This is a genomic window from Streptosporangium sp. 'caverna' (assembly GCF_003203775.1).
GTDB classification, from domain to species: domain Bacteria; phylum Actinomycetota; class Actinomycetes; order Streptosporangiales; family Streptosporangiaceae; genus Streptosporangium; species Streptosporangium subroseum.
This window is the reverse complement of record NZ_CP029711.1, coordinates 1,918,936-1,940,871: the sequence shown is the minus strand read 5'-3', so window position 1 is coordinate 1,940,871 and position 21,936 is coordinate 1,918,936. Positions and strand designations below refer to the sequence as shown.

Annotated in this window: 19 protein-coding genes; 11 read left to right on the top strand and 8 right to left on the bottom strand. The window is 69.4% G+C overall.

Translation table 11 applies throughout. The features are described 5' to 3' along the window. Nucleotides 1–57: 57 nt before the first annotated feature. Both DKM19_RS08690 and DKM19_RS08685 read left to right on the top strand, forming a co-directional pair. A complete protein-coding gene (locus tag DKM19_RS08690) occupies nt 58–939 on the top strand; it encodes a DedA family protein (RefSeq protein ID WP_110695257.1) in 882 nt (293 codons plus the stop codon). Nucleotides 940–1,029: 90 nt separating this feature from the next. Continuing rightward, nucleotides 1,030–2,526 (top strand): sodium:solute symporter family protein, encoded by a 1,497-nt coding sequence (locus tag DKM19_RS08685; RefSeq protein WP_110695256.1) that lies wholly within the window; start codon nt 1,030–1,032, stop codon nt 2,524–2,526. 207 nt (nt 2,527–2,733) lie between these two features. Here DKM19_RS08685 and DKM19_RS08680 read toward each other — a convergent pair whose 3' ends face one another. Next, the gene (locus tag DKM19_RS08680) at nt 2,734–2,919 is read right to left on the bottom strand and encodes a tautomerase family protein (RefSeq protein WP_089207931.1); all 186 of its coding nucleotides are present in this window, start codon (nt 2,917–2,919) and stop codon (nt 2,734–2,736) included. A 71-nt stretch (nt 2,920–2,990) separates the two neighbouring features. On the opposite strand from DKM19_RS08680, the gene DKM19_RS08675 reads away from it, so the two are divergent. Beyond that, on the top strand, nt 2,991–3,908 hold the full coding sequence (locus DKM19_RS08675) for a sugar kinase (RefSeq protein WP_110695255.1): 918 nt from the start codon (nt 2,991–2,993) through the stop codon (nt 3,906–3,908). A 269-nt stretch (nt 3,909–4,177) separates the two neighbouring features. On the opposite strand, the gene DKM19_RS08670 is transcribed toward DKM19_RS08675, so the two are convergent. The 3 genes from DKM19_RS08670 to kduI are packed head-to-tail and all read right to left on the bottom strand — an operon-like array spanning nt 4,178 to nt 6,509. After that, the gene (locus DKM19_RS08670; RefSeq protein ID WP_110695254.1) at nt 4,178–4,942 is read right to left on the bottom strand and encodes an IclR family transcriptional regulator; all 765 of its coding nucleotides are present in this window, start codon (nt 4,940–4,942) and stop codon (nt 4,178–4,180) included. 17 nt (nt 4,943–4,959) lie between these two features. Beyond that, on the bottom strand, nt 4,960–5,697 hold the full coding sequence (locus tag DKM19_RS08665) for an SDR family oxidoreductase (RefSeq protein ID WP_110695253.1): 738 nt from the start codon (nt 5,695–5,697) through the stop codon (nt 4,960–4,962). Next, nucleotides 5,697–6,509, bottom strand: coding sequence for a 5-dehydro-4-deoxy-D-glucuronate isomerase (kduI, locus tag DKM19_RS08660; protein ID WP_110695252.1), 813 nt, complete (start codon nt 6,507–6,509; stop codon nt 5,697–5,699). The genes DKM19_RS08665 and kduI overlap by 1 nt, the downstream gene beginning before the upstream one ends. A 686-nt stretch (nt 6,510–7,195) precedes the next feature. On the opposite strand from kduI, the gene DKM19_RS08655 reads away from it, so the two are divergent. Further along, nucleotides 7,196–7,828, top strand: a complete 633-nt coding sequence (locus DKM19_RS08655) for a hypothetical protein (RefSeq protein ID WP_204358711.1) — start codon at nt 7,196–7,198, stop codon at nt 7,826–7,828. Here DKM19_RS08655 and DKM19_RS08650 read toward each other — a convergent pair whose 3' ends face one another. Together DKM19_RS08650 and DKM19_RS08645 are read right to left on the bottom strand one after the other, a co-directional pair. Beyond that, a complete protein-coding gene (locus tag DKM19_RS08650) occupies nt 7,829–9,292 on the bottom strand; it encodes a serine/threonine-protein kinase (RefSeq protein WP_110695250.1) in 1,464 nt (487 codons plus the stop codon). A gap of 193 nt (nt 9,293–9,485) precedes the next feature. Then, on the bottom strand, nt 9,486–10,397 hold the full coding sequence (locus DKM19_RS08645; protein WP_110705565.1) for an NAD(P)-dependent oxidoreductase: 912 nt from the start codon (nt 10,395–10,397) through the stop codon (nt 9,486–9,488). A gap of 183 nt (nt 10,398–10,580) precedes the next feature. Between DKM19_RS08645 and DKM19_RS08640 the strand changes: the two genes are divergently transcribed. From DKM19_RS08640 to DKM19_RS08605, 7 genes are all read left to right on the top strand, one after another. Further along, nucleotides 10,581–11,891 carry a sugar ABC transporter substrate-binding protein gene (locus tag DKM19_RS08640; protein WP_110695249.1) on the top strand — a complete coding sequence of 437 codons (1,311 nt, stop codon included), beginning with the start codon at nt 10,581–10,583 and terminating at the stop codon, nt 11,889–11,891. Next, nucleotides 11,888–12,799, top strand: coding sequence for a carbohydrate ABC transporter permease (locus DKM19_RS08635; protein ID WP_110695248.1), 912 nt, complete (start codon nt 11,888–11,890; stop codon nt 12,797–12,799). Before DKM19_RS08640 ends, DKM19_RS08635 begins: the two co-directional genes overlap by 4 nt. Then, nucleotides 12,796–13,656, top strand: coding sequence for a carbohydrate ABC transporter permease (locus DKM19_RS08630; RefSeq protein WP_110695247.1), 861 nt, complete (start codon nt 12,796–12,798; stop codon nt 13,654–13,656). Before DKM19_RS08635 ends, DKM19_RS08630 begins: the two co-directional genes overlap by 4 nt. Before the next feature lie 246 nt (nt 13,657–13,902). Then, nucleotides 13,903–14,664, top strand: a complete 762-nt coding sequence (locus tag DKM19_RS08620) for an IclR family transcriptional regulator (RefSeq protein ID WP_089207920.1) — start codon at nt 13,903–13,905, stop codon at nt 14,662–14,664. Nucleotides 14,665–15,007: 343 nt separating this feature from the next. After that, nucleotides 15,008–15,913, top strand: coding sequence for a 5-dehydro-4-deoxyglucarate dehydratase (locus DKM19_RS08615; RefSeq protein ID WP_110695245.1), 906 nt, complete (start codon nt 15,008–15,010; stop codon nt 15,911–15,913). Nucleotides 15,914–16,081: 168 nt separating this feature from the next. Then, a complete protein-coding gene (locus DKM19_RS08610; RefSeq protein WP_110695244.1) occupies nt 16,082–17,338 on the top strand; it encodes a glucarate dehydratase family protein in 1,257 nt (418 codons plus the stop codon). A 283-nt stretch (nt 17,339–17,621) separates the two neighbouring features. Continuing rightward, nucleotides 17,622–18,719 (top strand): hypothetical protein, encoded by a 1,098-nt coding sequence (locus tag DKM19_RS08605; protein WP_110695243.1) that lies wholly within the window; start codon nt 17,622–17,624, stop codon nt 18,717–18,719. Nucleotides 18,720–19,048: 329 nt separating this feature from the next. Here the strand turns inward: DKM19_RS08605 and DKM19_RS08600 are convergent, their stop codons facing one another. Further along, entirely contained in the window at nt 19,049–20,734 is a 1,686-nt protein-coding gene (locus tag DKM19_RS08600) for a ribonuclease J (protein ID WP_110695242.1), read from the bottom strand. A gap of 174 nt (nt 20,735–20,908) precedes the next feature. Next, complete coding sequence (gene dapA / locus DKM19_RS08595; protein ID WP_110695241.1) at nt 20,909–21,835, bottom strand: 4-hydroxy-tetrahydrodipicolinate synthase; 927 nt, start codon at nt 21,833–21,835, stop codon at nt 20,909–20,911. Between the last annotated feature and the right edge of the window lie 101 nt (nt 21,836–21,936).

The following is a 21,936-nucleotide window of genomic DNA, read 5'->3' as shown; positions in this document are numbered from 1 at the left end:
GAACCGTGCTGACCAGTACTTACGTCCCATGGAAGGACAGCACACCGTGCACTCGTCATGCAAGTCGTGCCCCCCGCGCTCCGGCGGTGCGCGATGATCTCACCGCTGAGCCTCATCGACACCCTCGCCGCGCAGTCGCTCGCGGTCGTCGCGCTCACCACGTTCTTGTTCATGATGACCGAGACCTCGCTCTTCATCGGCCTCCTCGTTCCCGGCGACGTCGCGGTGCTGGTCTCGGGCACCACCGCCGGCTCCCCCGCCGAATACCTCGCGCTGGTCGCCGCGGCGGCCACGGGGGCGATGCTGGGCGAGACGGCCGGCTACCTCCTGGGTCGCCGGTTCGGCTCCCGGATCAGGAACTCACGGCTCGGCATGAGGCTCGGCGAAAGCCGCTGGAACCACGCCGAGCGGCTCGCGAACGGCCAGAAAACCGGATGGGCGCTGGTGACCAGCCGGTTCGTGCCACTGCTGCACTCCATCGTGCCCATCGTCGCCGGAACCTTGAGGATGCCCTACCTCCGGTTCATCGCCTGGGAGGCCACCGCCTGCACGGTGTGGGCGGCGACCTACCTCGGCATCGGCGCGCTGGCCGGTAACGCCTTTCACGACCACGGCAACCGGATCGGCTACGCCGTCTCGGCCGCGCTCGTGCTCGTCATCCTGACCTTGACGTCCTCCTCGGCTTTGAAAACCGGGGATTCCAGCACCCGGCCTTCCAGCCGGGTCTGTCGGTTCGCGGTTCACCGGCCCGGGCAACCCCGAAGCCTCCCCGCGCAGACACGGCACGCCCCGCCGCGCTCAACCAAAAACATGCCCCACTTGGCTATCGCGGAACACCTCGACCCTACCGAGCCCCACCCACACGCCAAGAGAAAACACAAGAAGAGCTTCCTCCCCGCCCGAAACAGCCAGCACGCAGGTGCCTCCCGGTCTCTTTAATGACAACGGAAAGCGCGTTCTGTCCCATGTATTGACATTGCGTTTCATGTAGTAGAACCTCCTCACCAACAGAGCGTTGGGAGGAGACGCATGTCCGCACTCGACTGGTCCGTTCTGGGCGCGTACTTCCTTGTCATGATCGGCATCGGCGTGTGGTCGAAGGGCCGCATCAAGAACGTGGCCGACTTCTTCACCGCCGGGGGCCGTATCCCCTGGTGGCTGTCCGGTATCTCCCACCACATGTCGGGCTACAGCGCGATCATGTTCGTGGCGTTCGCGGCGGTCGCCTACAACTACGGGCTGGCCATGTACGTCTGGTGGGCCCTGACGATCGGCATCGGCGTCGGCATCGGCGCCTTCGTCTGGGCGGCCCGGTGGAACCGGCTGCGGTCCAAGCACGGCGTGGTCTCCCCCCTGGAGTACCTCGCCCGCCGCTACAACCTGCCCACCCAGCAGGCGCTGGCCTACAGCGGCGCGCTGCTGAAGGTCGTGGACATCGCGGCCAAGTGGGTGGCGATCGCCATCCTGCTCAAGGGGTTCGCGGGGATCCCGATCCTGTGGGGCATCCTGGTCACCGGGGCCGTCACGCTGGTCTACATCACGGCCGGCGGCCTGTGGGCGGACGTGCTGACCGACTTCGGGCAGTTCATCATCCAGGGCATCGCGGGCATCGCCATGTTCATCGCGATCATGACCCAGCTGGACGGCGTCGCCACGCTGTGGACGATGTGGGACAAGCTGCCCGAGGGACATGGCGACCTGTTCGCCGGGCCGTACACGACGACGTTCTTCCTCGCGCTGCTGTTCATCAAGACCTTCGAGTACAACGGCGGCATGTGGAACCTGGCCCAGCGCTACATGGCCTCCCCCTCGGGCTCGGCGGCGAAGCGCTCGGCCCTGCTGTCGAGCGCGCTGTGGCTGATCTGGCCGCTGGTGCTGTTCATCCCGATGTTCGCCGCGCCGCTCATCGTGCCTGGCCTGGCGAACGCCGAGGAGGCCTACGTACGGCTGGCGCAGGTCCTGCTGCCGCAGGGTGTGATCGGCCTGGTGCTCGCGGGCTTCTTCTCCCACACCATGGCCATGGTCGCCTCCGACGCCAACGTGATCTCCTCGGTCATCACCAGGGACATCGCACCGGTGATCGTCCGGAAGGTGCGTGAGCTGTCCTCGAACGCGCAGCTGACCTTCGCCCGGATCACCACCGTCACCTTCGTGGTGATCAGCATGACGATCGCGATCCTGACCGAGGGCCAGGGCGTCGTCCTGAAGATCGTCGTGGACCTGGTCGCGGCCACGATGGGGCCGATCTCCATTCCGCTGATGCTGGGCATGCTGCCCTGGTTCAAACGGAGCGGCCCGACCGCGGCGCTCGTCTCCTGGGCCGCGGGCCTGACCGTCTGGGCCTACGTCAAGTGGATCGTCGAATCCACGGACACCGCGATGGTGGTCGGCGTCCCGCTGGTCACCTCGCTGGTCCTCTACGTGGCGATCGGGCTGCTGAAGCCGGAGAACCGCGAGGACAGCGACGCCCTCGTCGACTCCCTCGGCAGCGACCCGGAGGCCGAGCGAGCCACCGCGACCATCTGACGTCCGCCGTCCGGCCGCGGAAGACCTGGCCTGACCGGATCCGAGGGGTCAGGCCGGGTCCCGGTCGAATCCGGGCCCGGGGGCCGGGCCGGGTCCCCGGGGTCGGGACGGAAGAGAGACCAAGATCGGGGGGTCATGACCGGGGGTCGTGATCGGGAAAGGGAAAAGGGGAAGGGACCGGGGTTCACCCGGTCCCTTCCCTCACGTCTACTTGTCGGATTCCATGATGCCGCCGTTGGCCACGTCGGACTTCTCGATCTCCCAGTAGACGATGCGCACCGACTCGCGACGGGCCTTCAGGATGTCCACGGCCGCCTCGGTCACCGCGGCGACGAACTCACGGCGCTGGTCGGGCGTCCGGCCGGACAGCAGTTCAACAGTGATGTTCGGCATACTGAATCCTCCAGGCTCATAATGTTGCATAACATGAGACCACATTCCATTACATGAAACAAGGAGCCGTCATGGACGTGGTCGTGCTGGGCGAGCCGCTTGTGGAGTTCTCCTCGGACCATGCCCTGCCCGAGGCCCGGACGTTTCACCTGTCCTTCTCCGGTGACGCGCTCAACGCCTCGGTGGCCGCCGCCGCGCAGGGCGCGCGCGTGGCGCTGGTGACCCGGGTGGGGACCGACGAGTTCGGCGAGCGCCTGATCCGCTTCGCCGACGGGCACGGCGTGGACTCCCGCTGGATGGTCCGGGGCGAGGGCTCGACGGGCGCCTACGCGATCGGCGCGGACCCGTCGGGTGAGCGCGCTTTTGTCTATCTCCGGCACGGCAGCGCCGCCTCACGCATGAGCCTCCAGGACGTGGACCGCTCTCCCGTGACCACCGCCCGCGTGGTCCTGCTCAGCGGCGTCACCGCCGCGATCTCCGGCTCCTGCGCGGAGGCCGTACGGCACGCGGCCAAGTCCGCCTCCGGGCGGATCGTCTACGACCCCAACTTCCGCGCCCGCCTCACCACCGCCGGGGAGGCCGTCTCCGTCCTGCGCGACATCGCCCCGCACGCCTCCCTGGTCAAGATCTCCTGCCCGGGAGACAGCGGCCCCCTCCTGGAACTCACCGATCCCTACGAGGTCGCCCGCGCCTGCCTGGATCTGGGGGCCGCGGCCGTCGCCGTCACCCTCGGGGAGAACGGCGTGCTCCTGGCGGAGGGAGACGGCGAGCCGGTGCCGATTCCCGCCTTCCGCGCGGAGCTGATCGTCGACCAGACGGGCGCCGGGGACGTCCTGGCCGGAACCGCCTGCGCTTTCCTGGCACGGGGCTCGTCACCGGCCGACGCCGTCAGGGCGGGCATGGCCGCCTCGGCCATCAGCCTCTCGGGCCGGGGAGGCACCGGACGGCAGGCGACGCCCCAGGAGATCGAGAACCTGCTGCGGTCATGACCCACGGCTGAGAACGGGGCCGCTCCGCCCCGGAGAGGAACCCGGACCGCGCGGGATCGAGAACCCGCCGCACCGGACCCTCCGGGAAGCGGAGCGGCCCCGCCCCGGGAAAGGACCCCGGACCACAGAAGATCGAGAACCCGCCACACCGAACCCGCAGGGAAGCGGAGCCGCTCCGCCCCCGGAAAGGACCCCGGACCACAGAAGATCGAGAACCCGCCACACCGGACCGGCCGGAAACCTGTCCCAGGTCGGGGGTCAAGGACGCGTCAGCGGTTGAGGACGGGGTCGGGGGCGCCGAGTGCGAGGGAGACCTCGCGGGCGGCGGCGACGACGTCGGGGGCGAACCGCTCGAGGTCCTCCATGCTCATGTCCATCGCGAGGCCGGAGATGGAGATGCCGCCGAGCACCTGACCGGTGTGGTCGAAGACCGGGGCCGCGACGCAGAGGATGCCGGGGAGGTTCTCCTCGTCGTCCAGCGCGTAGCCGCGGGCACGCACGTCCACCAGGTGGGCCAGCAGACCCTCCACGGTCGTCAGGGTGTTGGGAGCCGCGGAGGGCAGGCCCGTGCGGTCGACGATGGAGCGGACCTCGTCGGCCCCGAGCTGGGCGAGGACGGCCTTGCCTATCGCGGTGCAGTGCAGGCGCAGGCTCATCCCGATGCGCGAGGGCATCTGGTACGGCCGGCGCCCCTCGAGCTTGTCGACGTAGACCGCCTCGTCGCCGCTGCGGACCGCGAAGTGCGTGGTGTAGCCGATCCGGTCGTGCAGGGTGCGCAGCGCCTGGGAGGCCTGGCGGGCCGGGTCGAACCGGTTCATGACGCGGCCTGCCAGCGTGAGGATCCGGGGGCCCGGCTCGTAGCCCCCGTTCCCGTCGGTTCGCGCGAAACCCCATTCGACGAGCGACTGGAGGATGCGATGGACGGTCGACTTGGACACCCCCGTCGCGGCGGCGATGTCCGTCACGCGGTGGTGCTCGGCGATCGCCTCCAGCACCGCCAGCGCCTTGTCGATAGAACTGCCTTCCCTGACCACGTTCGTGAGCCTACTGGTCAGCGTGCCAGCCAGCCCCCGTCAACCGCCAGCAGATGGCCGTTGACGTAGTCGGAGGCGCTGGACGCCAGGAAGACGGCGGCGCCCACGAGATCCTCGGGATCGCCCCAGCGGCCCGCGGGGATGCGGGCTCTGATCTCGGGCTCCCGCACCGGGTCGTCCCACAGCCGCTCGGTGTTGCCGGTCTTGATGTAGCCGGGGGCGATCGCGTTGACCTGGACCCCGGAGGCCGCCCACTCGCAGGCCAGGGCCCGGGTGAGCCCCGCGACGGCGTGCTTGGCCGCGGTGTAGCCGGCGACGTTGACGCCTCCCTGGAAGGACAGCATGGAGGCGATCGTGATGATCTTTCCGGATCCCCGGGCCAGCATCCGCGCCCCGATGGCCTGGCTGAGCAGGAAGACCGCGTCGAGGTTGACGTCGATCACCTCGCGGAAGGCGGCGTAGGGGTGCTCGGCCGCCGGCGCCCTACGGATGATCCCCGCATTGTTGACCAGCACGTCGATCCGGCCCAGCCGCTCCGCCGCCTCGGGAATGCGCCCGGGGTCCGACAGGTCGAGGATCCACCGGGAGACCTGCCTGCCGGTCTTGCGCACCTCGGCCTCGACCTCGTCCAGGTCGTCGTTGCGACCGTGCAGGACCAGGTCGGCTCCCGCCGTCGCCAGACCCACCGCGAGGGCCCGCCCGATCCCGGTCCGCGCGCCGGTGACGAGCGCGGTCCTGCCCTCAAGGGAGAACATCAGCGCATCTCACCGATCGCGACCTGCTCCATGTCCTCGAAGGCCTGGTTCTCCCCGCCCATGGCCCAGACGAAGGAGTAGTTCGACGTGCCGAAGCCGCAGTGCACCGACCAGGGAGGCGAGATCACCGCCTGGCGGTCGGCGATCACCAGGTTCCGGGTCTCGTCGGGCCGCCCCATCAGGTGGATCACCCGATGCTCCGCCGGCAGGTCGAAGTAGAGGTAGACCTCGGTCCTGCGCTCGTGTGTGTGGCACGGCATGGTGTTCCACATGCTGCCGGGCTCCAGCACGGTCACGCCGAGCACGAGCTGGCAGCTCTGGATGCCCTTGGCATGGATGTATTTGTAGATCGTGCGGTCGTTGGACCCCTCCTGGCCGCCCAGCCGTACGGGCTCGGCGTCCTCCAGCCCTGCCCTGGCCGTCGGGAGGTCGGCGTGCGCGGGGGTGGAGACCAGATAGAAAGCGCCGTCCTCGAAGAGGACCTCGCGGGCTCCGCGGCCGACGTACAGGCACTCCCTGTGCGCCAGCGGGTACGGCGTGCCGTCCACGGTCACCACGCCCGCCTCGCCCACGTTGACCACGCCGAGCTCGCGCCGCTCCAGGAAGTATTCGGATCTGAGCGGATCGGGACTGTGCAGCGTCAGCGGCCCGTCCTCGGGCAGGGCGCCGCCGACCACGATGCGATCCTCGTGGGAGTAGAGCAGGCGGATCTCCCCGGACACGAAGAGCTGCTCCGCCAGGAACCGGCCACGCAGCCAGTCGGTCGTCGCGCCGGGAATCTGGTCGGGCGCCGTGGCGTGCCGTACCTCCATTGACCCTCCATTGTTCTATTACATGAAATAACAAGCTGCTACATAGAACAATGTGAGCATACAACGACCCCCTGCCCCGCGCACCCCGGAGGCCCGGACGGCGTCAGCCATCCGGGCCTCCATCTGCACCCCGGTCCCGTTCCCGGCGGGACCGGCCTCCCCTGTGCACCCCCGCCATGGCCGAGCCGGCTTCCCCTGCGCGCTCCCGCCATGGCCTGAGCCGGGCCCTGCTTTCCGCGTGCACTCCCGGCCACGGCCCGGGCCCGGCTTTCCGTGTCCCCCCGCCCCGCCTGGAGGACGGGGCGAGGAGACACGGGGCTTTTTCGCCACCGCGGTGATGGCGGCTGGTCGCCCACGTGGACCAGCCGCCGGCTCGGCCGGGAAGGGCCCCGCCCTCCCGGTTCGCGGCGGTGGTGACATCGGGTGCCGCTCTCTGCCCGCGCCGTTCCTCTCGGCCCCCGATGATCAGCACCCGTTCGCGCACCAATGCGCTTAATACACCGAAATTCGGCACAGACACTGACATTGTTCGGCATAGGCTTAGATTCTGGGAACCTGCAAGGTTCCAGGGTGCTGCGGAGGCGCGACAAATGCAGACGGTCCTCCTTCAGGCCGAAGTACCAAGCTCGGGGCCGGCTGTCATTGAGCTTTCTCCGGGCCGTGAGGCCACTTTCGGGCGCGGAGCGGTGAATGCCCCGGTCGACTTTCCGCTGGAGCATCCGGGAGTTTCCCGGCAAGCCGGGATCATCCGGGCCGTTGAGGACTACTGGCTCCTCACCAACCTCAGCCGTGATTCGACCCTGGTCGTGGAGAACCCCGAGGGCGGAGGGGAGTTCCTCAAGGTGGCCCCGGGGCGGGTGGCGGCGCCCATACCGTTCGAGTTCGCCCGCGTGGTGCTCCCCGTGGCGGACGGGCCCTGTTCTTTTCTGGTCTTCGCCTCGCAGCACAGTTTTGTCGACTTCGACATGTCCGAAACCCAGGCGGTCGGCGAGCCGACCATCTCTGGATTTCCCGTGGACGAGTCGGCGAAATACTTTCTCGTGCTGGTCGCGCTCTGTGAACCACGCCTGCGCGACTGCTCGTCCTCGGTCATCCCGACGGTGCCGGAAGTGCTGGAACGGCTGCGCGGGGTCCCGGACGGGGTGGAGCTGACCCGGGCCGCGGTCAACTTCCACATCGACTACCTGGCGCGCACGAAACTGCGCGTCAAACCGCTGTCCGGTTCGCGCAAGGCGGACTGGCAGCGCGCCGCGCTGGTCTCCATCGCCCTCCGCTTCGACCTGGTGAGGGAGGAGCACCTGAATCGGCTGAACCCGTGATCACGGCTCGTACGCGGCCCGGTTCTTCCGCACGCGCTCGGCGTAGGCCCGAAAGCGCGCGGGGACGCCCATCGCCTCGCGGACCACCTCTCCGGAGGAGCGGAACGCCACGGCCCCCAGCAGCCCGGGGTCCCCGGGCACCCCGGTCAGCAGCGGCAACCGTACGCACAGGTAGCGGCCGACCGCGGGAATGCTGACCTCGGGCGGCAGCGGCGGGGAGGGGGTGGTGCCCCTGGAGGCGGGGGGCAGGTAGAACTGCAGCACCGACGGCGTCCAGCGCGCGATGCCGTACTCGTCCTTGTCGACGTCGGACAGATTCGGATCGAAGTCGCTCTCCGTTTTCAGCATCCCGGCGATCAGCGCCGGGCTCAGGCCCGGCTCGGAGCACATGGTGCCGGCCTCGACGATCAACGCGCGGTACTGCGGGGGGATGTCGGAACCGGTGCGCAGCCATCGCCCGAACGGGTCGGCCACGGACGGGGAGACCATCCCGGCCCCCGAGACGCCGGCCAGCACCAGAAGCGCCAGGGCCATCACCCCCGCCGTCCGGCGGCGCGCTCGCCGGAGCGGAACCCCGACCGCTCCGGCCAGCATCCGCGCCCGGTAGAGCTGAAGGGCAGCGCCGGGCCGGGACCTCGGGTTGGGCGCCAGGCAGTCGCTCACCCAGGAGCGCCAGGCCTCGGGCAGCGAGGCCGGGAGCGCCAGAGGCCGATCGCCCGCCGCGTACTCGGTGGCGGCCACGTAGCGCGCGCGAGCGGTCGGGGCGCTGAAGGGGAGGTGGCCGGTGAGGAGCTGGCAGGCCGTCACGCCCAGCGCCCAGATGTCGGCCGAGGTCCATACCGCGTGTCCCCGCTCGCTCAGCGGCTCACCCCAGCGCTCCGGGGGAACGTGGTCCACCGATCCCGCCGGGGGAAGGTAGCCGTGGGTCCCGTCGATCTCCGTGGTCAGGCCGAAGTCCGCGAGCCGCACCGAGCCGTCGGCCATCATGAGCACGTTGTTCGGCTTGAGGTCCCCATGCACCCACCCCGCGGCGTGCATGTGCGCCAGCCCCTCGCAGATCTCGGCGATCAGCCTCGGCGCGTCGGGAACCGGAGCCCCCTGTCCGATCAGGTCGGCCAGCGACCGTTCGGCCAGGTCCATCACCAGAACGCACGCGCCGTCGAGCTCGGGGTTCTCGGCGTCGTCGACGACGAGCGTCTCCCGCAGCCGGATCAGGCGAGGGTGCTGGAGGCTGCGGTGCAGGCGTATCTCCCGCTGCGTCATGTCCTGGAGTTGCCGCAACTGCCGTCGCGTGACGGTGCCGGTGGGAAGGAACTTCAACGCCGAGCGCGTCTCGCCTTCTCCTTCGTGCCGTCCCTCGTAAACGCTCGCCCAGCTCCCCGTGGCGATGGGCCTGCCGACCTGCCATTCACCGACGCGGTATCCCCCGGGGACACTGACCGCCCATCCCTCGGTGCCGCCCATCGAACTTCACACCTTTCCGCCCTCATGGAACGACCGCATACGGTTTCTTAAAGATATTTATGGATGTTTACACCAAATGATCTAGCCTGGACAATCGAACGGTCAGACTCTTTCTCATCCAGCCGAAATCCCGTGCTTTCCCGGCGGGCCGAAATCCCGGGCGGTGGGAATCGACCGCGGGCCGTTCGTCAGGTCACCAGATGCCGCCGAGCTCGCGGGTGCAGAAGACACCGCCGACAAGGGCGTGTACGGGGTCGGCGGGGTCGGGTTCGCCGTGATCGGCGATCAGGGAGGCGGCGTACGACTCCGCGTCGTCCTCGGGGTGGTAGCCGATGGCCCGGCCCTCCTCCAGCGACCACCAGCGGCGGGTGTTGGCCGAGACGCCCCACACCACGTGGAAACCGCCTGCGACGAGGGATGCCTCCACCAGCCGGGCGCCGTCGCCGGGTGAGAGCCAGGTCGACAACGCCCGGGTGTCGACCGGGCGCTCGGCGCAGGAGCCCAGCCGCATCACCACGACGTTCATGCCGAACCGGTCGTGGTAGAGGCTGCCGAGCGCCTCGGCGGCGACCTTGCTGACGCCGTAGAAGGTGTCCGGCCTGGGGAACAGGTAGTCCGGCGCACCACCCTCCGGCGCGCCGCCCGGGGCCTCGGCGTCCGGCGCCTGCGCCATGCCGGACGGCTGCGCGGCCGCCTCGGAGGGCCGCGCCGCAGCGGGCGGACGTACGGTGCCGGAGGGCTGCGCGGGGGACGGCGTGCGGGGGTGGAAGCCGACCGCGTGGTGGCTGCCGGCCAGCACGACCTGCCGGATCCCGGCCTGGCGGGCCGCCTCGAGCAGGACGTAGGTGCCGTGAATGTTCACGTGGAGGGTGTCGGCCCATGGGCGCTCTCGGCTGAGCCCGCCCAGGTGGAGCACCGCCTGCACGTCCTCCATCGCCGCCCGGACGGCGGCCTCGTCGGTCAGGTCGGCCGTGACGACCTCCTCCCCGGGACCGGGGTCGATCGGAACGAGATCGAACAGGCGCAGCACCCGACCTGGCCGCGCGAGGCGGGGCCGGAGCATGGTGCCGACAATCCCGGCGGCACCTGTCACGAGAACACGCATGGTCATCTCCTCCGTCGTGCTTGACATCGTCGCTCATCATCCACAAATCGGACGAGATTCACATCCATGAACATCATTCAGTGAAGCAAACCGTTGACTGTGATCTGCATCACTGGCTACCTTCTGCTGGACAGGTGACACATCCACATAAGCCATCCACATATGTGAACAGGAGGCGGTCTGATGTCACGTCGTCTGCTCGGGGTCCCCGTTGCCGTGGCCATGACCATGGCCATGGGACTGGCGGGCTGCTCGTCCGCACAGAGCTCCGATGAGGGGCTGGAGATCTGGATCCGCCAGGTCCCCGCGTCCGACTCGGCGAAGACCGCCGACAAGCTGGCGGCGGCGTTCACGAAGGCCACCGGGATCAAGGCGAAGGTCGTCGCGCTCTTCGACGACTTCGAGACCAAGCTGCAGCAGCAGGCGGCGCAGAAGAAGCTTCCCGACATCGTCATCAACGACACCGCCCAGCTGGGCAACATGCAGCAGCAGGGCTGGCTGCGCGAGGTCGACAAGGCCAAGCTGGCCGGTGCGGACAAGATCTCGGAGCAGGCCTGGAAGGCGGCGCAGGCCGGTGACGGCAAGTTCTACGGGACGCCCTTCTCCGCCCAGGCGTTCGCGCTGATCGTCCGCTCGGACTGGCGGAAGAAGGTCGGCCAGGAGGTCCCCCAGAGCTGGGACGACCTGGCCAAGCTGGCCAAGGCGTTCACCGACGACGACCCGGACGGCAACGGCGCCAAGGACACCTCGGGCTTTGTCATCCCCGCGACCACCACACGCGGGTACGCGTCCTGGTACGCCTCATCGCTGATCTACGCCAACGGCGGCGAGTTCCTCAGGCCCACCGGCGGGGGCAAGTTCGCGCCGGGGATGGCCGATCCCAAGGCCGTCGAGGCCGTGAAGTGGCTGCAGGACCAGTTCTGCACCGCGAAGACGGTCAACCCGGGCGCGGTCAGCAACGACACCACCGTCACGCACGAGGTGTTCGAGAAGGGCCAGGGCGGCATCTACCTGGTCGGCCCCTACGTGCTGGCCAGGTTCGTGACCAACGTCGGAACCGACAAGATCGAGGTCATCCCGGTTCCCAAGGGCCCGTCCGGCGGTCCCGGCACCCTCGGCGAGGGCGAGAACGTCTACATGATGGCCGGCTCCGGCGACGAGGCCGCACAGCAGAAGTTCGTGGACTTCGCGGTCTCCCCCGAGGGCCAGCGGGTCGGCATGAACGGCGACGCCCCCGGCCCCATCGTCCGCCTGCCGATCAACAGCGGGGTGGACCTCGCCGCCGAGCGGAAGGACCCGCGCTGGAAGGTCTTCCAGGACTCCTACAAGGATGCCAAGTACAGCCAGCCGGTGCCCAACTGGACGCCGTTCCGGCAGATCTCCGCTGACGCGATCAACACGGTCTGGGCCGACTGCTCCGCCGACGTCACGGCGGCGATGACCGCACTCGACGGCAAGTTCACCCAGGAACTGCAGACCCAGCACGCCTCATGACCACGACTCTTCCGTCCGGACCGACGCCCCGGCCCCTGCCGGGACGCCGGTCCGGGACTCTGACCGCCTGGCTCTTCCTCGCCCCCGCGCTGCTGCTGTTCCTCTACTTCAAGTTCATCCCCATGTTCGAGGGCCTGCGGATGAGCTTCTTCGAGGTTCGCCCGTATCTCGGCGACGAGTGGGTGGGCACGGACAACTACCGCACGATCCTGGCCGACGGCGCGTTCGTCAGCGCCATGTGGCACAGCACGGCGCTGGCGCTCGGGACCACGGTCGGCTCACTCGTCCTGGGCCTGCTGCTCGCGCTCCTCATCGAGGGCAAGGCCCGGTATCTGTGGTTCGTCAGGACCGCGGCGTTCCTGCCCGTGGTGACGACGATGGCCGCGGTCGCCGAGGTCTGGCGGATCATGTATCACCCGGGCGACACGGGAATGCTCAACACCATCATCGGCTGGCTGGGCATCGGCCCGCAGCCGTTCCTGGCCAGCGAGGACTCCTCCCTGCTGTCGATCATGGGAATGGGTATCTGGCGCGGCACGCCGTACGACATGATGATCTTCCTTGCCGGACTGGTCGGGGTGGACCGCACGCTCTACGAGGCCGCGGCGGTGGACGGCGCGTCCACCTGGCGGCGGCTGCGGCACGTGACGCTGCCGGCGCTGCGCCCGGTGTTCTGGATCCTGTTCACCCTGGCCGCCATCCGGGGCCTGCGGGTGTTCGTCGAGGTCTACGTCCTCACCAACGGCGGGCCCAACGGCTCCAGCGAGGTGCTGATGACACTGATCTACAAGCTCGGCCTGCAACGAGGCGATCTCGGGGTCGCGGCCGCGGGATCGATCGTGCTGTTCGTCGCCACGCTGCTGCTGACCCTGCTGGTCCAGTTCCTGCGCAGGAGGCAGCCGAAATGAGACTCGACACCGCACTCGGCCTGGAGGACAGGCGCGGACCGCTCGCGACCATCGTGAAGACGGTGCTTTACGGGGGCATGGTCATCGTCTTCACCGGCCCGCTGGTGGGACTGCTGGTCAGCGCCTTCGGCGAGACGCTCGACCCGACCAGCTTCTCGATAGTGCCGGACGGCTTCACCCTGAAGAACTTCTTCCGGGCCGGCGAGATGGGCGTCTACGGCTACCTGCTCAACTCCTTCGTGGTGGTCGGGTTCGGGCTGCTGCTGCAGATGCTGGTCAGCGTCTTCGCCGCCTACTCCCTGGCGCGCAAGAAGTTCAGGGGCATGACGATCGTGCTGCTGATCATGCTGGCCACGATGATGCTCCCCGAGGAGGTCATCATCATCCCGCTCTCGGTGGTGCTGGCCGACGTGCCCCCGTTCCATCTCGACCTGATCGGCTCCTACGCGGGGATGATCCTGCCGGTCGGCGCCTGGGGTTTCTCCATCCTGGTCATGACCGAGTTCATGAAGGAGGTGCCGGTCGAGCTGGAGGAGGCCGCGCGCATCGACGGGGCGGGCGAGCTGCGGACGTTCTTCACGATCATCCTGCCGCTGTGCAGGCCCGCGCTCGGCGTGATCGGCGTGTTCGGTTTCACGATGATCTGGGACCAGTACCTGCTTCCGCTGATCGTGGCCACGGAGTCGAGCCAGTGGACGCTGCCGATCGCGCTGAGATCGCTGCGCGCGGACGAGGAGTCCGGCATCGGCGTGCTGCTCGCGGCGTCCCTGCTGGCGCTGCTGCCGTCGATCATCGCGTTCCTGATCTTCCAGCGGCAGTTCATGCGCGGCCTGACCAGCGGCGCCATCAAGGGTTAGGGAGCCTCATGCGTCCGCCCGCACCCCCGTCCTCGCCCGCGCACCCGTCCGGGGCCTCATCCGCATGCCCGTTCGTGTCCTCGCTCGCATGCCTGTCCGCGCTCCGGTCCCTGCCCTCGTCCGCGCATCCGTCCACACACCTGTTCATGCTTCCGTCCGCACACTCACCCACGTGCTTGTCCATGTATATGGATGGCATCCAATATCCTGACAGCCATGGCACACGTCCACGGAGATGGGACCCGCATGGAGCCGTCGCTGGTCAAGTCCGCGGAGCGGGCGGTACGGATCCTGGAGACCCTGGCCGCCTCACCGGTGAAACTCAACCTGTCCGAGCTGCAGCAGCGCGTGGGCTATCCACGCAGCAGCCTGCACGCCCTGATGCGCACGCTCCTGGAGCTGAAGTGGATCGAGGCGGACGAGGTCCGCTCCGCGTACGGCATCGGCCCGCACGCGCTGCTCACCGGCACCGCCTACCTGGACAAGGACCCCGCGTTGCCGCTGGCGCAGGAGACCCTGGAGGACCTGCGTGCCGAGATCGGGCGCACCGTGCACTTCGCCCGCCGCGACGACGCGCACGTGCTCTACCTGGCCAGTCGCGAGTCCCGCGAGGTGCATCACGTCATCCCTCGTGTCGGACGGCGCCTTCCCGCCCACGTGACCGCGCTCGGTCAGGTCCTGCTGGCGGAGCTCACCGACGACGAGGTGGCCGCGCTGCTGCCCAGCCCTCTCTCCCCGATCACCGACAACACGATCGTCGACCTCGCCGTGCTCACCGCCGAGCTGGACCGGGTGCGCACGCGGGGCTGGGCCTTCGAGCACGAGCAGGGCACCCCGGGCGTGGCCTGTGTGGCCTGCGCGGTGGACTACCGCATCCCGGCCACCGACGCGATCAGCTGCTCCATGCCCTCCGACCTGCCACCCGGCGAGGTCGAGAAGATCACCGAAGCGGTGGTCAGGCACACGCGCAAACTCTCCGCCACGCTGCGCCGCGAGGGTATCCGCTGACCTTCTCCCACCGGGCGACCTCTCCCCCGGCCCTTCTTCTCCGTCCCCCGGCCCCTTCCCGCCGGGTGACCTCTCCTCGTCCCCCGGCCTCTTCCCCTCGGGGGACCTCTCCCCGTATCCCGGGCTCTTCCTCCCGGGTGACCTCTCCTCGTCCCCCGGCCTCTTCCCCTCGGGGGACCTCTTCCCGTCTCCCGGACTCCCCCCCACCGGGTGGCCTTCTCCCTGACCTCTCCTCACCGGGAACGGGCATGAGCGTGCCCGGAAGCGCCGGCCTCGGCCTTCCCGCTTCCTCTTCCTCCCGGTGGGCGAAACAAGTGAACGACCGCGATGACAAGGGTGGGACATGCGTCTCAATGGTGTTCTCTTCTTTCCTGTGACGCCCTTCGGGGCCGACGGCGACGTGGCGGAGGAGGTGCTCGCCGAACACGTCGGCCAAGGGGTCGAAGCCGGGGCCGGAGGTGTTTTCACCGCCTGCGGCACCGGCGAGTTCCACGCCCTGAGCCTCGACGAGTACGCCCGCGTCGTCTCCGTCACCACCACGACCGCCACCGGCCGGGTGCCCGTGTTCGCCGGGGCGGGCGGCGCGCTGCCCTTCGCCCGGGCATGCGCCGAGGCCGCCGCCGCGAACGGCGCCGACGGCCTCCTGCTCCTGCCGCCCTACCTGGTCGGTGCCCCGGCCGACGGCCTGGTCCGCTACGTCCGCGAGGTGGCCGCCGTCACCGACCTGCCGATCATCGTCTACCACCGCGGCAACGCCCGCTTCACCCCCGCCGCGGCGGCCGAGCTGGCGGACATGCCCAGCGTGATCGGCATCAAGGACGGGTTCGGCGACCTCGACCTGCTCCAGCGGATCATTCTGACCGTACGGCGGACGACAGGCCGCGAGTTCACCTTCTTCAACGGCCTGCCCACGGCCGAGATGACCGTCCCCGCCTACCGCGGCCTGGGCGTCACGCTCTATTCCAGCGCGGTGTTCTGCTTCGCCCCCGAGGTCGCGCTGGCCTTCAACAAGGCCGTGACGGGAGGCGACGACGAGCTCGTCCAGCGGCTGCTCACCGACTTCTACCTGCCGCTGGTCGAGCTCCGCGACCTGGTCCCCGGATACGCCGTGGGCCTGGTCAAGGCCGGGGTACGGCTGCGCGGCCTCGACGTGGGCGGCGTCCGCGCCCCCCTCACCGACCCCACCCCGGAGCACCTCTCCCGGCTGGAACGCCTGATCACGACCGGAGCGGAGATCGCGGGATGCTGATCCGAACGTGGGTCCCGGGAGCGCGATCACGCCCGGGAGACCGAATGCCGGCCGAGGACCGTCTCCGGACGCGAGTCCTGAAGCACCGTCACGTCCAGAAGACCGAATGCTGACCGAGAATCGTCTCCGGACGCGGGTCCGGACACGACGTCACGTCCAGGAGACCGAATGCTGATCAAGGAGATCCGGGTCACCCCCGTCGCCTTCCGTGACCCGCCCCTGCTCAACGCCGCCGGCGTGCACGAGCCGTGGGCGCTGCGCACGATCGTCGAGGTCGTCACCGACGAGGGACTGACCGGCCTCGGCGAGACCTACGGCGATCTGGGCCACCTGGAGAAGGTCCGGGCCACGGCCCGCGAACTGCTCGGGCTGGACGTCCACTCCACCAACGAGATCTACGCGCGGGTGAGCGCCTCGGTCGGCGAGGCCGTCACCGACCTGCACGGGCTGACGGGCGTCGCGACCAGGGAGAAGAGCGTCGACCGGGTCTTCTCCCCCTTCGAGGTGGCCTGCCTGGACATCCGGGGAAAGGCCATCGGGCGCCCGGTGTCGGACCTGCTCGGCGGCTCGGTCCGGTCCGCGGTGCCGTACAGCGCGTATCTGTTCTACAAGTGGGCCGGGCATCCCGGCGAGCCCGCGGACCGCTTCGGCGCCGCCCTGGATCCGGCGGGCCTCGTCGAGCAGGCCCGGCTGCTGATCGGTGAGTACGGTTTCCAGTCGATCAAGCTCAAGGGGGGCGTGTTCCCTCCCGAGCAGGAGATCGAGGCCACCCTCGCGCTGCGCGACGCCTTTCCCGACCATCCCCTGCGCCTCGACCCGAACGCGATGTGGTCGCCGGAGACCTCCATCGAGGTGGGCCGGGCCCTGAGCGGAGTGCTGGAGTATCTGGAGGATCCGACCGGCGACATCGGCCCCATGGCCGAGGTCGCGGCAGAGGTGCCGATGCCCCTGGCCACCAACATGTGCGTGGTCACCTTCGAACACCTGCCGCCCGCCATCCGGCTCGGCGCGATCGGGGTGCTGCTCTGCGACCACCACTACTGGGGCGGCCTGGTCCGCTCCACCCAGCTCGCCCGGCTGTGCGAGACGTTCGGCATCGAGCTGTCCATGCACTCCAACTCCCACCTCGGCATCAGCCTCGCCGCGATGACCCACCTCGCGTCGACGATCCCCAACCTCGCCCACTCCTGCGACACCCACACCCCCTGGCAGGACGGCCAGGACGTGGTGGCCCCCGGCGCCCTGCGCTTCGTCGACGGCGCCGTGCCGGTGCCCACCGGACCAGGCCTGGGGATAGAGCTGGACCGCGACGCACTGGCCGTGATGCACGAGCAGTACCTCAAATGTGGCGTCACCGCCCGCGACGACACCTCTTACATGCGCCGTTTCGACCCGTCCTTCTCGGCGGCCAGACCCCGCTGGTGATCTCCTGCGCCCGAGACCGTGCCCGCTCCCCGCTCCGGAGCGGGTACGGCGGGGCGACCTCCTCCGCCCACGGCCGTACCCGTTCTCCGATCCGGAGCGGATGCGGCGAGGCGATCTCCTCTGCCCACGGCCGTGCCCGTTCTCCGATCCGGAGCGGATGCGGCGGGGTGATCTCCTCCGCCCGAGACCGTGCCTACCCACCGATCCGGGGCAGGTACGGCGGACGGCGCGGCATCGCAGGGATCACCCGCATCGCCGTACGGCGAACATGTGAGGACACGACATGAACGTGATCTACGCCTATCCCTGGGACGTCCTCGGCGACCCGGCCGCGCCCGCCCGGCTCGCGGCGCTCGGCGTGGACGCCGTCGCGCTGGCGGCCTCCTACCACTCGGTCCGGGCGGCCACCCCGTTCCATCCGACGCACCGGCTCGTCGACGCGCGTGCCGCCTGCTACGTGCCGGTGCGTCCGTCCGCCTGGACCGGCCGGCTGGTCCCGGCCACCCCGTCGTGGACCTCGCCCGATGCCTTCATCCGGGCGCGGGACCTGCTGCGGGCCGAGGGCCTGGCCGTGCACGCCTGGGTGGTGCTCACGCACAGCTCCCCCCTCGGCTCGGCCGACCCCGACCTGACGGTCCGCAACGCCTTCGGCGACACCTACCCCTACGCGCTCTGCCCCTCCCACTCCGACGTCGCCGACTACTGCCGCACGCTCGTCAGGGAGATCGTCGAGCTGGGCGAGCCGGACGCGGTGATCCTGGAGGCGTGCGGCCCGATGGGCTTCCGCCACGGCGGCACGCACGAGAAGACCGACGGCGCCGACTGGAGTCAGGTCCAGGCCGACCTGCTCTCCCTGTGCTTCTGCGCGGCCTGCGCGGGGCGGTACCCGTGGGGGCTCGCGCCGCTGGTGCGGGCCGGGGTGGACGGCTCTCCGGACTCGGTCGAGGACGCGCTGGGCGACCTGGCGGCCGCCGTACGAGAGGTGCGGACCGGACTGGCCGAGGAGCTCCAGCGGCTGGTCGTCCCGGAGGCGGGCGCGCTGCCGGTCACCCTGCACGCCAGCCCCGACCCCTGGGCGACGGGCCCGTTCGCCTGGACCGGACCGAAGTCATCGGTGCGGACGCTCGTGGGCAGTTGCTGGGGCGACGTCGAGCCCTCCGCGGAGAAGCTGGCCCGCCTGCGCGACCTTGCCTCACCCGGGACGCGTATCGGGGCCTACGTGCTCGCGCTGCCCCCGCGCCCGGCCGACCCGGTCGGGATGCGCGAGGAGATGGACCGCTACGCGAGTGCGGGCGCCGAGGAGTTTCACATCTACCACGGGGGCCTCGCCTCGGCCGGCCGCCTGCGCGCCATCACCGACGCCCTCGCCGCACGGCGATAGGACGGACGTACGGCGACAGGAACCATCACCGACGCCCTTCTGGGGTGGAACCGCGCGGCGCCCTCGTCTCGCCGAGGCAGGGCCGTCACCGGCGCCCTTACCGTGCGGCGGCGAAAAACATCACCGACGTCCTGGTGGCAGGGAGCATCACCGGCCCCCTTGTCCCACAGCGGTGGAAAGCATCGCCGGCGTCCTGGTGGCAGGGAGCATCACCGGCGCCCCTGTCCTACGGCGGCGGGAAACATCACCGGTGCCCTTGCCGTGCGGCGGTTCTTATCGCCGGCACCCTCGCCGTGCGGCGATGGGAACCGCCGCACGGCGAGAAGGTGTCAGACCTCGATCACCACGGGGATGATCATCGGGCGGCGACGGTAGGTGTCGCTCACCCAGCGCCCGACGGTCCTGCGGACCACCCGGCGAACCTGCTGGACGTCCACCACCCCGTCGGCCGCGTTGTCCTGCAGGGCCCTCTCGACCTCCGGCAGGATCGCGTCGAACATCGACGGGTCGATGCCCGATCCCCTGGCGTGGATCTCCGGACCGCCGGCGAGCTTGCCGGTGGCGGAGTCGACCACGATGACGACGGAGATGAAGCCCTCCTCGCCCAGGATGCGACGGTCCTTCAGGGCGAAGTCGGTGACGTCGCCCACCGAGGTGCCGTCCACGTAGACGTAACCGGCGGGGACCGCACCCACGACCTTCGCGCGGCCGTCGAACAGATCCACCACGACGCCGTCCTCGGCGATCACGATGTGATCGTCGGGCACCCCGGTCAGCGCGGCGAGCTTGGCGTGAGCCCGCATGTGCCGCCACTCGCCGTGCACCGGCATGAAGTTGGACGGCCGGGTCACGTTGAGCAGGTAGAGCAGCTCGCCCGCGGCGGCGTGGCCGGAGACGTGCACCTTCGCGTTGCCCTTGTGCACCACGCGGGCGCCCCAGCGGACCAGGCCGTTGATCACGTTGTTGACCGAGGTCTCGTTGCCGGGCACCAGCGAGGACGCCAGCAGCACGGTGTCACCCTCGGCGACCCGGATCGGGTGGTCGCGGTTGGCCATGCGCGACAGCGCCGCCATCGGCTCGCCCTGGGATCCGGTGCAGATGAGCACCAGACCCTCCGGCGGGTAGGACTCCAGATCCTTGGGATCGATGATCAGACCCGGCGGAACGTTCAGGTAACCGAGATCACGGGCGATGCCCATGTTGCGCACCATGGAGCGGCCGACCAGCGCGACCTTGCGGCCGTGGTGGTCCGCGGCGTCCATGACCTGCTGGACGCGGTGGACGTGGGAGGCGAAGCTCGCCACGATCACACGCTTCTCCGCGGTGCGGATCACCTCGTCGATGACCGGCGCGATCTCCCGCTCACTGGTGACGAAGCCCGGCACCTCGGCGTTGGTCGAGTCCGACATCAACAGGTCGACGCCCTCGGCCCCGAGCCTGGCGAACCCGCCCAGGTCGGTCAGTCGCCCGTCGCTGGGCAGCTGGTCCATCCGGAAGTCGCCGGTGTGCAGCACGATGCCCGCGGGCGTCCTGATCGCGACGGCCAGCGCGTCCGGGATCGAGTGGTTGACCGCGAAGAACTCGCACTCGAACGGCCCGAACCGGTGACGCTCTCCCTCGACGACCTCAAGCTTGGTCGGCTGGATGCGGTGCTCGGTGAGCTTCGCCTCGATCAGCGCGAGCGTCAGCTTCGAACCCACGAGCGGGATGTTGCGACGTTCCCGGAGCAGGTACGGCACGGCGCCGATGTGGTCCTCGTGCCCGTGGGTCAGCACCACGGCCTCGATGTCGTCCAGACGGTTCCGGATGTATTCGAAGTCGGGCAGGATCAGGTCGATGCCGGGCTGGTCGGGCTCGGGGAACAGTACCCCGCAGTCGACGATCAGCAGACGGCCGTCATATTCGAACACCGCCATGTTGCGGCCGATCTCGCCGAGACCGCCCAGCGCGATGATGCGCAGTGCGCCCTCGGCCATCGCCGGCGGCGGCCCGAGCTCGGGGTGCGGGTGACTCATTCGGCCACACCTCTCTCATACGTCGTGCACGCGTCAGCGGACTTCCCGGACGGAAGGACTACGCCCTCGCCCAGCACTCCGTCCCCCAGCGGACCGCTATGTCCTCTGTCTCTCAAACTCCCGTTCCTCTCCACTGCGGCCACTGACGGCCGCCACGTTCTTTCTCGTACTTACTTACGCACCAAATTCGTCGGACAGCTTCACGCCGCCCGCGATCAAGTCTTCGCGCAGTCGCGCCACCTGCTCTTCGGTGGCCTCCACCAGCGGCAGTCGCGGCGGTCCCACAGGCTGCCCCACCAGGGTCAACGCCGCCTTCGCCATGATCGCACCACCGGCCTGCGTCATGATTCCGGAGATCACCGGAAGCAGTCTGCGATGAAGGGCGAGCGCGCCCGAGACGTCTCCCGAGCGGTACAGCTCCACCATCGCGGCGATCTCGGCGCCCACAACGTGCCCGATCACGCTGACGCACCCCGCGGCCCCGACCGAGAGCCACGGCAGGTTGAGCGTGTCGTCGCCCGAGTAGAAGGCCAGTCCGGTGGTCACCATCACCTGTGACCCGGCGAACAGGTCGGCCTTGGCGTCCTTCACCGCGATGATTCGCTCGTGGCGGGCAAGCCGTACCAGCGTCTCGGTCAGGATCGGCACGCCACTGCGGCCAGGAATGTCATAAAGCATAACCGGCAGGCCGGTGGCGTCCGCCACGGCGGTGAAGTGGCGGAAGAGCCCCTCCTGCGGCGGCTTGCTGTAGTAAGGCGTCACCACCAGGAGACCGTGGGCCCCGGCGCGCTCGGCGGCCAGAGCCAGCTCGACACTGTGGTGGGTGTCGTTGCTGCCGGCTCCCGCCACGACCACGGCGCGGTCGCCGACCGCTTCGACGACGGCACGCAGGATGCGCTCCTTCTCGTCGTCGGAGGTCGTCGGAGACTCACCTGTCGTGCCACTCACGATCAGGCCGTCGTTGCGCTGCTCGTCCACCAGGTAGGTGGCCAGGCGCTGCACTCCCTCGTAGTCGACCGAACCGTCACTGGTGAACGGCGTGACCATGGCGGTCAGCATGCGGCCGAAGGGGGCGTCGGAGGTTCGAATTGGCGCTGCCATAGACCGAACGCTACCTGGATCCATGGAAACGGTAGACGCCGCCACCCCGCCTAGCCTCCGTCCACCGATGACCCAAAGAGCGAATATCCCCCCAAGTGGCC

Bases quoted from the DNA above. Each gene is read 5' to 3' on its own strand.
- DKM19_RS08690 (WP_110695257.1), top strand. From the start codon at position 58: ATGCAAGTCGTGCCCCCCGCGCTCCGGCGGTGCGCGATGATCTCACCG.
- DKM19_RS08685 (WP_110695256.1), top strand. From the start codon at position 1,030: ATGTCCGCACTCGACTGGTCCGTTCTGGGCGCGTACTTCCTTGTCATG.
- DKM19_RS08680 (WP_089207931.1), bottom strand. From the start codon at position 2,919: ATGCCGAACATCACTGTTGAACTGCTGTCCGGCCGGACGCCCGACCAG.
- DKM19_RS08675 (WP_110695255.1), top strand. From the start codon at position 2,991: ATGGACGTGGTCGTGCTGGGCGAGCCGCTTGTGGAGTTCTCCTCGGAC.
- DKM19_RS08665 (WP_110695253.1), bottom strand. From the start codon at position 5,697: ATGTTCTCCCTTGAGGGCAGGACCGCGCTCGTCACCGGCGCGCGGACC.
- kduI (WP_110695252.1), bottom strand. From the start codon at position 6,509: ATGGAGGTACGGCACGCCACGGCGCCCGACCAGATTCCCGGCGCGACG.
- DKM19_RS08650 (WP_110695250.1), bottom strand. From the start codon at position 9,292: ATGGGCGGCACCGAGGGATGGGCGGTCAGTGTCCCCGGGGGATACCGC.
- DKM19_RS08645 (WP_110705565.1), bottom strand. From the start codon at position 10,397: ATGCGTGTTCTCGTGACAGGTGCCGCCGGGATTGTCGGCACCATGCTC.
- DKM19_RS08640 (WP_110695249.1), top strand. From the start codon at position 10,581: ATGTCACGTCGTCTGCTCGGGGTCCCCGTTGCCGTGGCCATGACCATG.
- DKM19_RS08635 (WP_110695248.1), top strand. From the start codon at position 11,888: ATGACCACGACTCTTCCGTCCGGACCGACGCCCCGGCCCCTGCCGGGA.
- DKM19_RS08630 (WP_110695247.1), top strand. From the start codon at position 12,796: ATGAGACTCGACACCGCACTCGGCCTGGAGGACAGGCGCGGACCGCTC.
- DKM19_RS08620 (WP_089207920.1), top strand. From the start codon at position 13,903: ATGGAGCCGTCGCTGGTCAAGTCCGCGGAGCGGGCGGTACGGATCCTG.
- DKM19_RS08615 (WP_110695245.1), top strand. From the start codon at position 15,008: ATGCGTCTCAATGGTGTTCTCTTCTTTCCTGTGACGCCCTTCGGGGCC.
- DKM19_RS08610 (WP_110695244.1), top strand. From the start codon at position 16,082: ATGCTGATCAAGGAGATCCGGGTCACCCCCGTCGCCTTCCGTGACCCG.
- DKM19_RS08605 (WP_110695243.1), top strand. From the start codon at position 17,622: ATGAACGTGATCTACGCCTATCCCTGGGACGTCCTCGGCGACCCGGCC.
- DKM19_RS08600 (WP_110695242.1), bottom strand. From the start codon at position 20,734: ATGAGTCACCCGCACCCCGAGCTCGGGCCGCCGCCGGCGATGGCCGAG.
- dapA (WP_110695241.1), bottom strand. From the start codon at position 21,835: ATGGCAGCGCCAATTCGAACCTCCGACGCCCCCTTCGGCCGCATGCTG.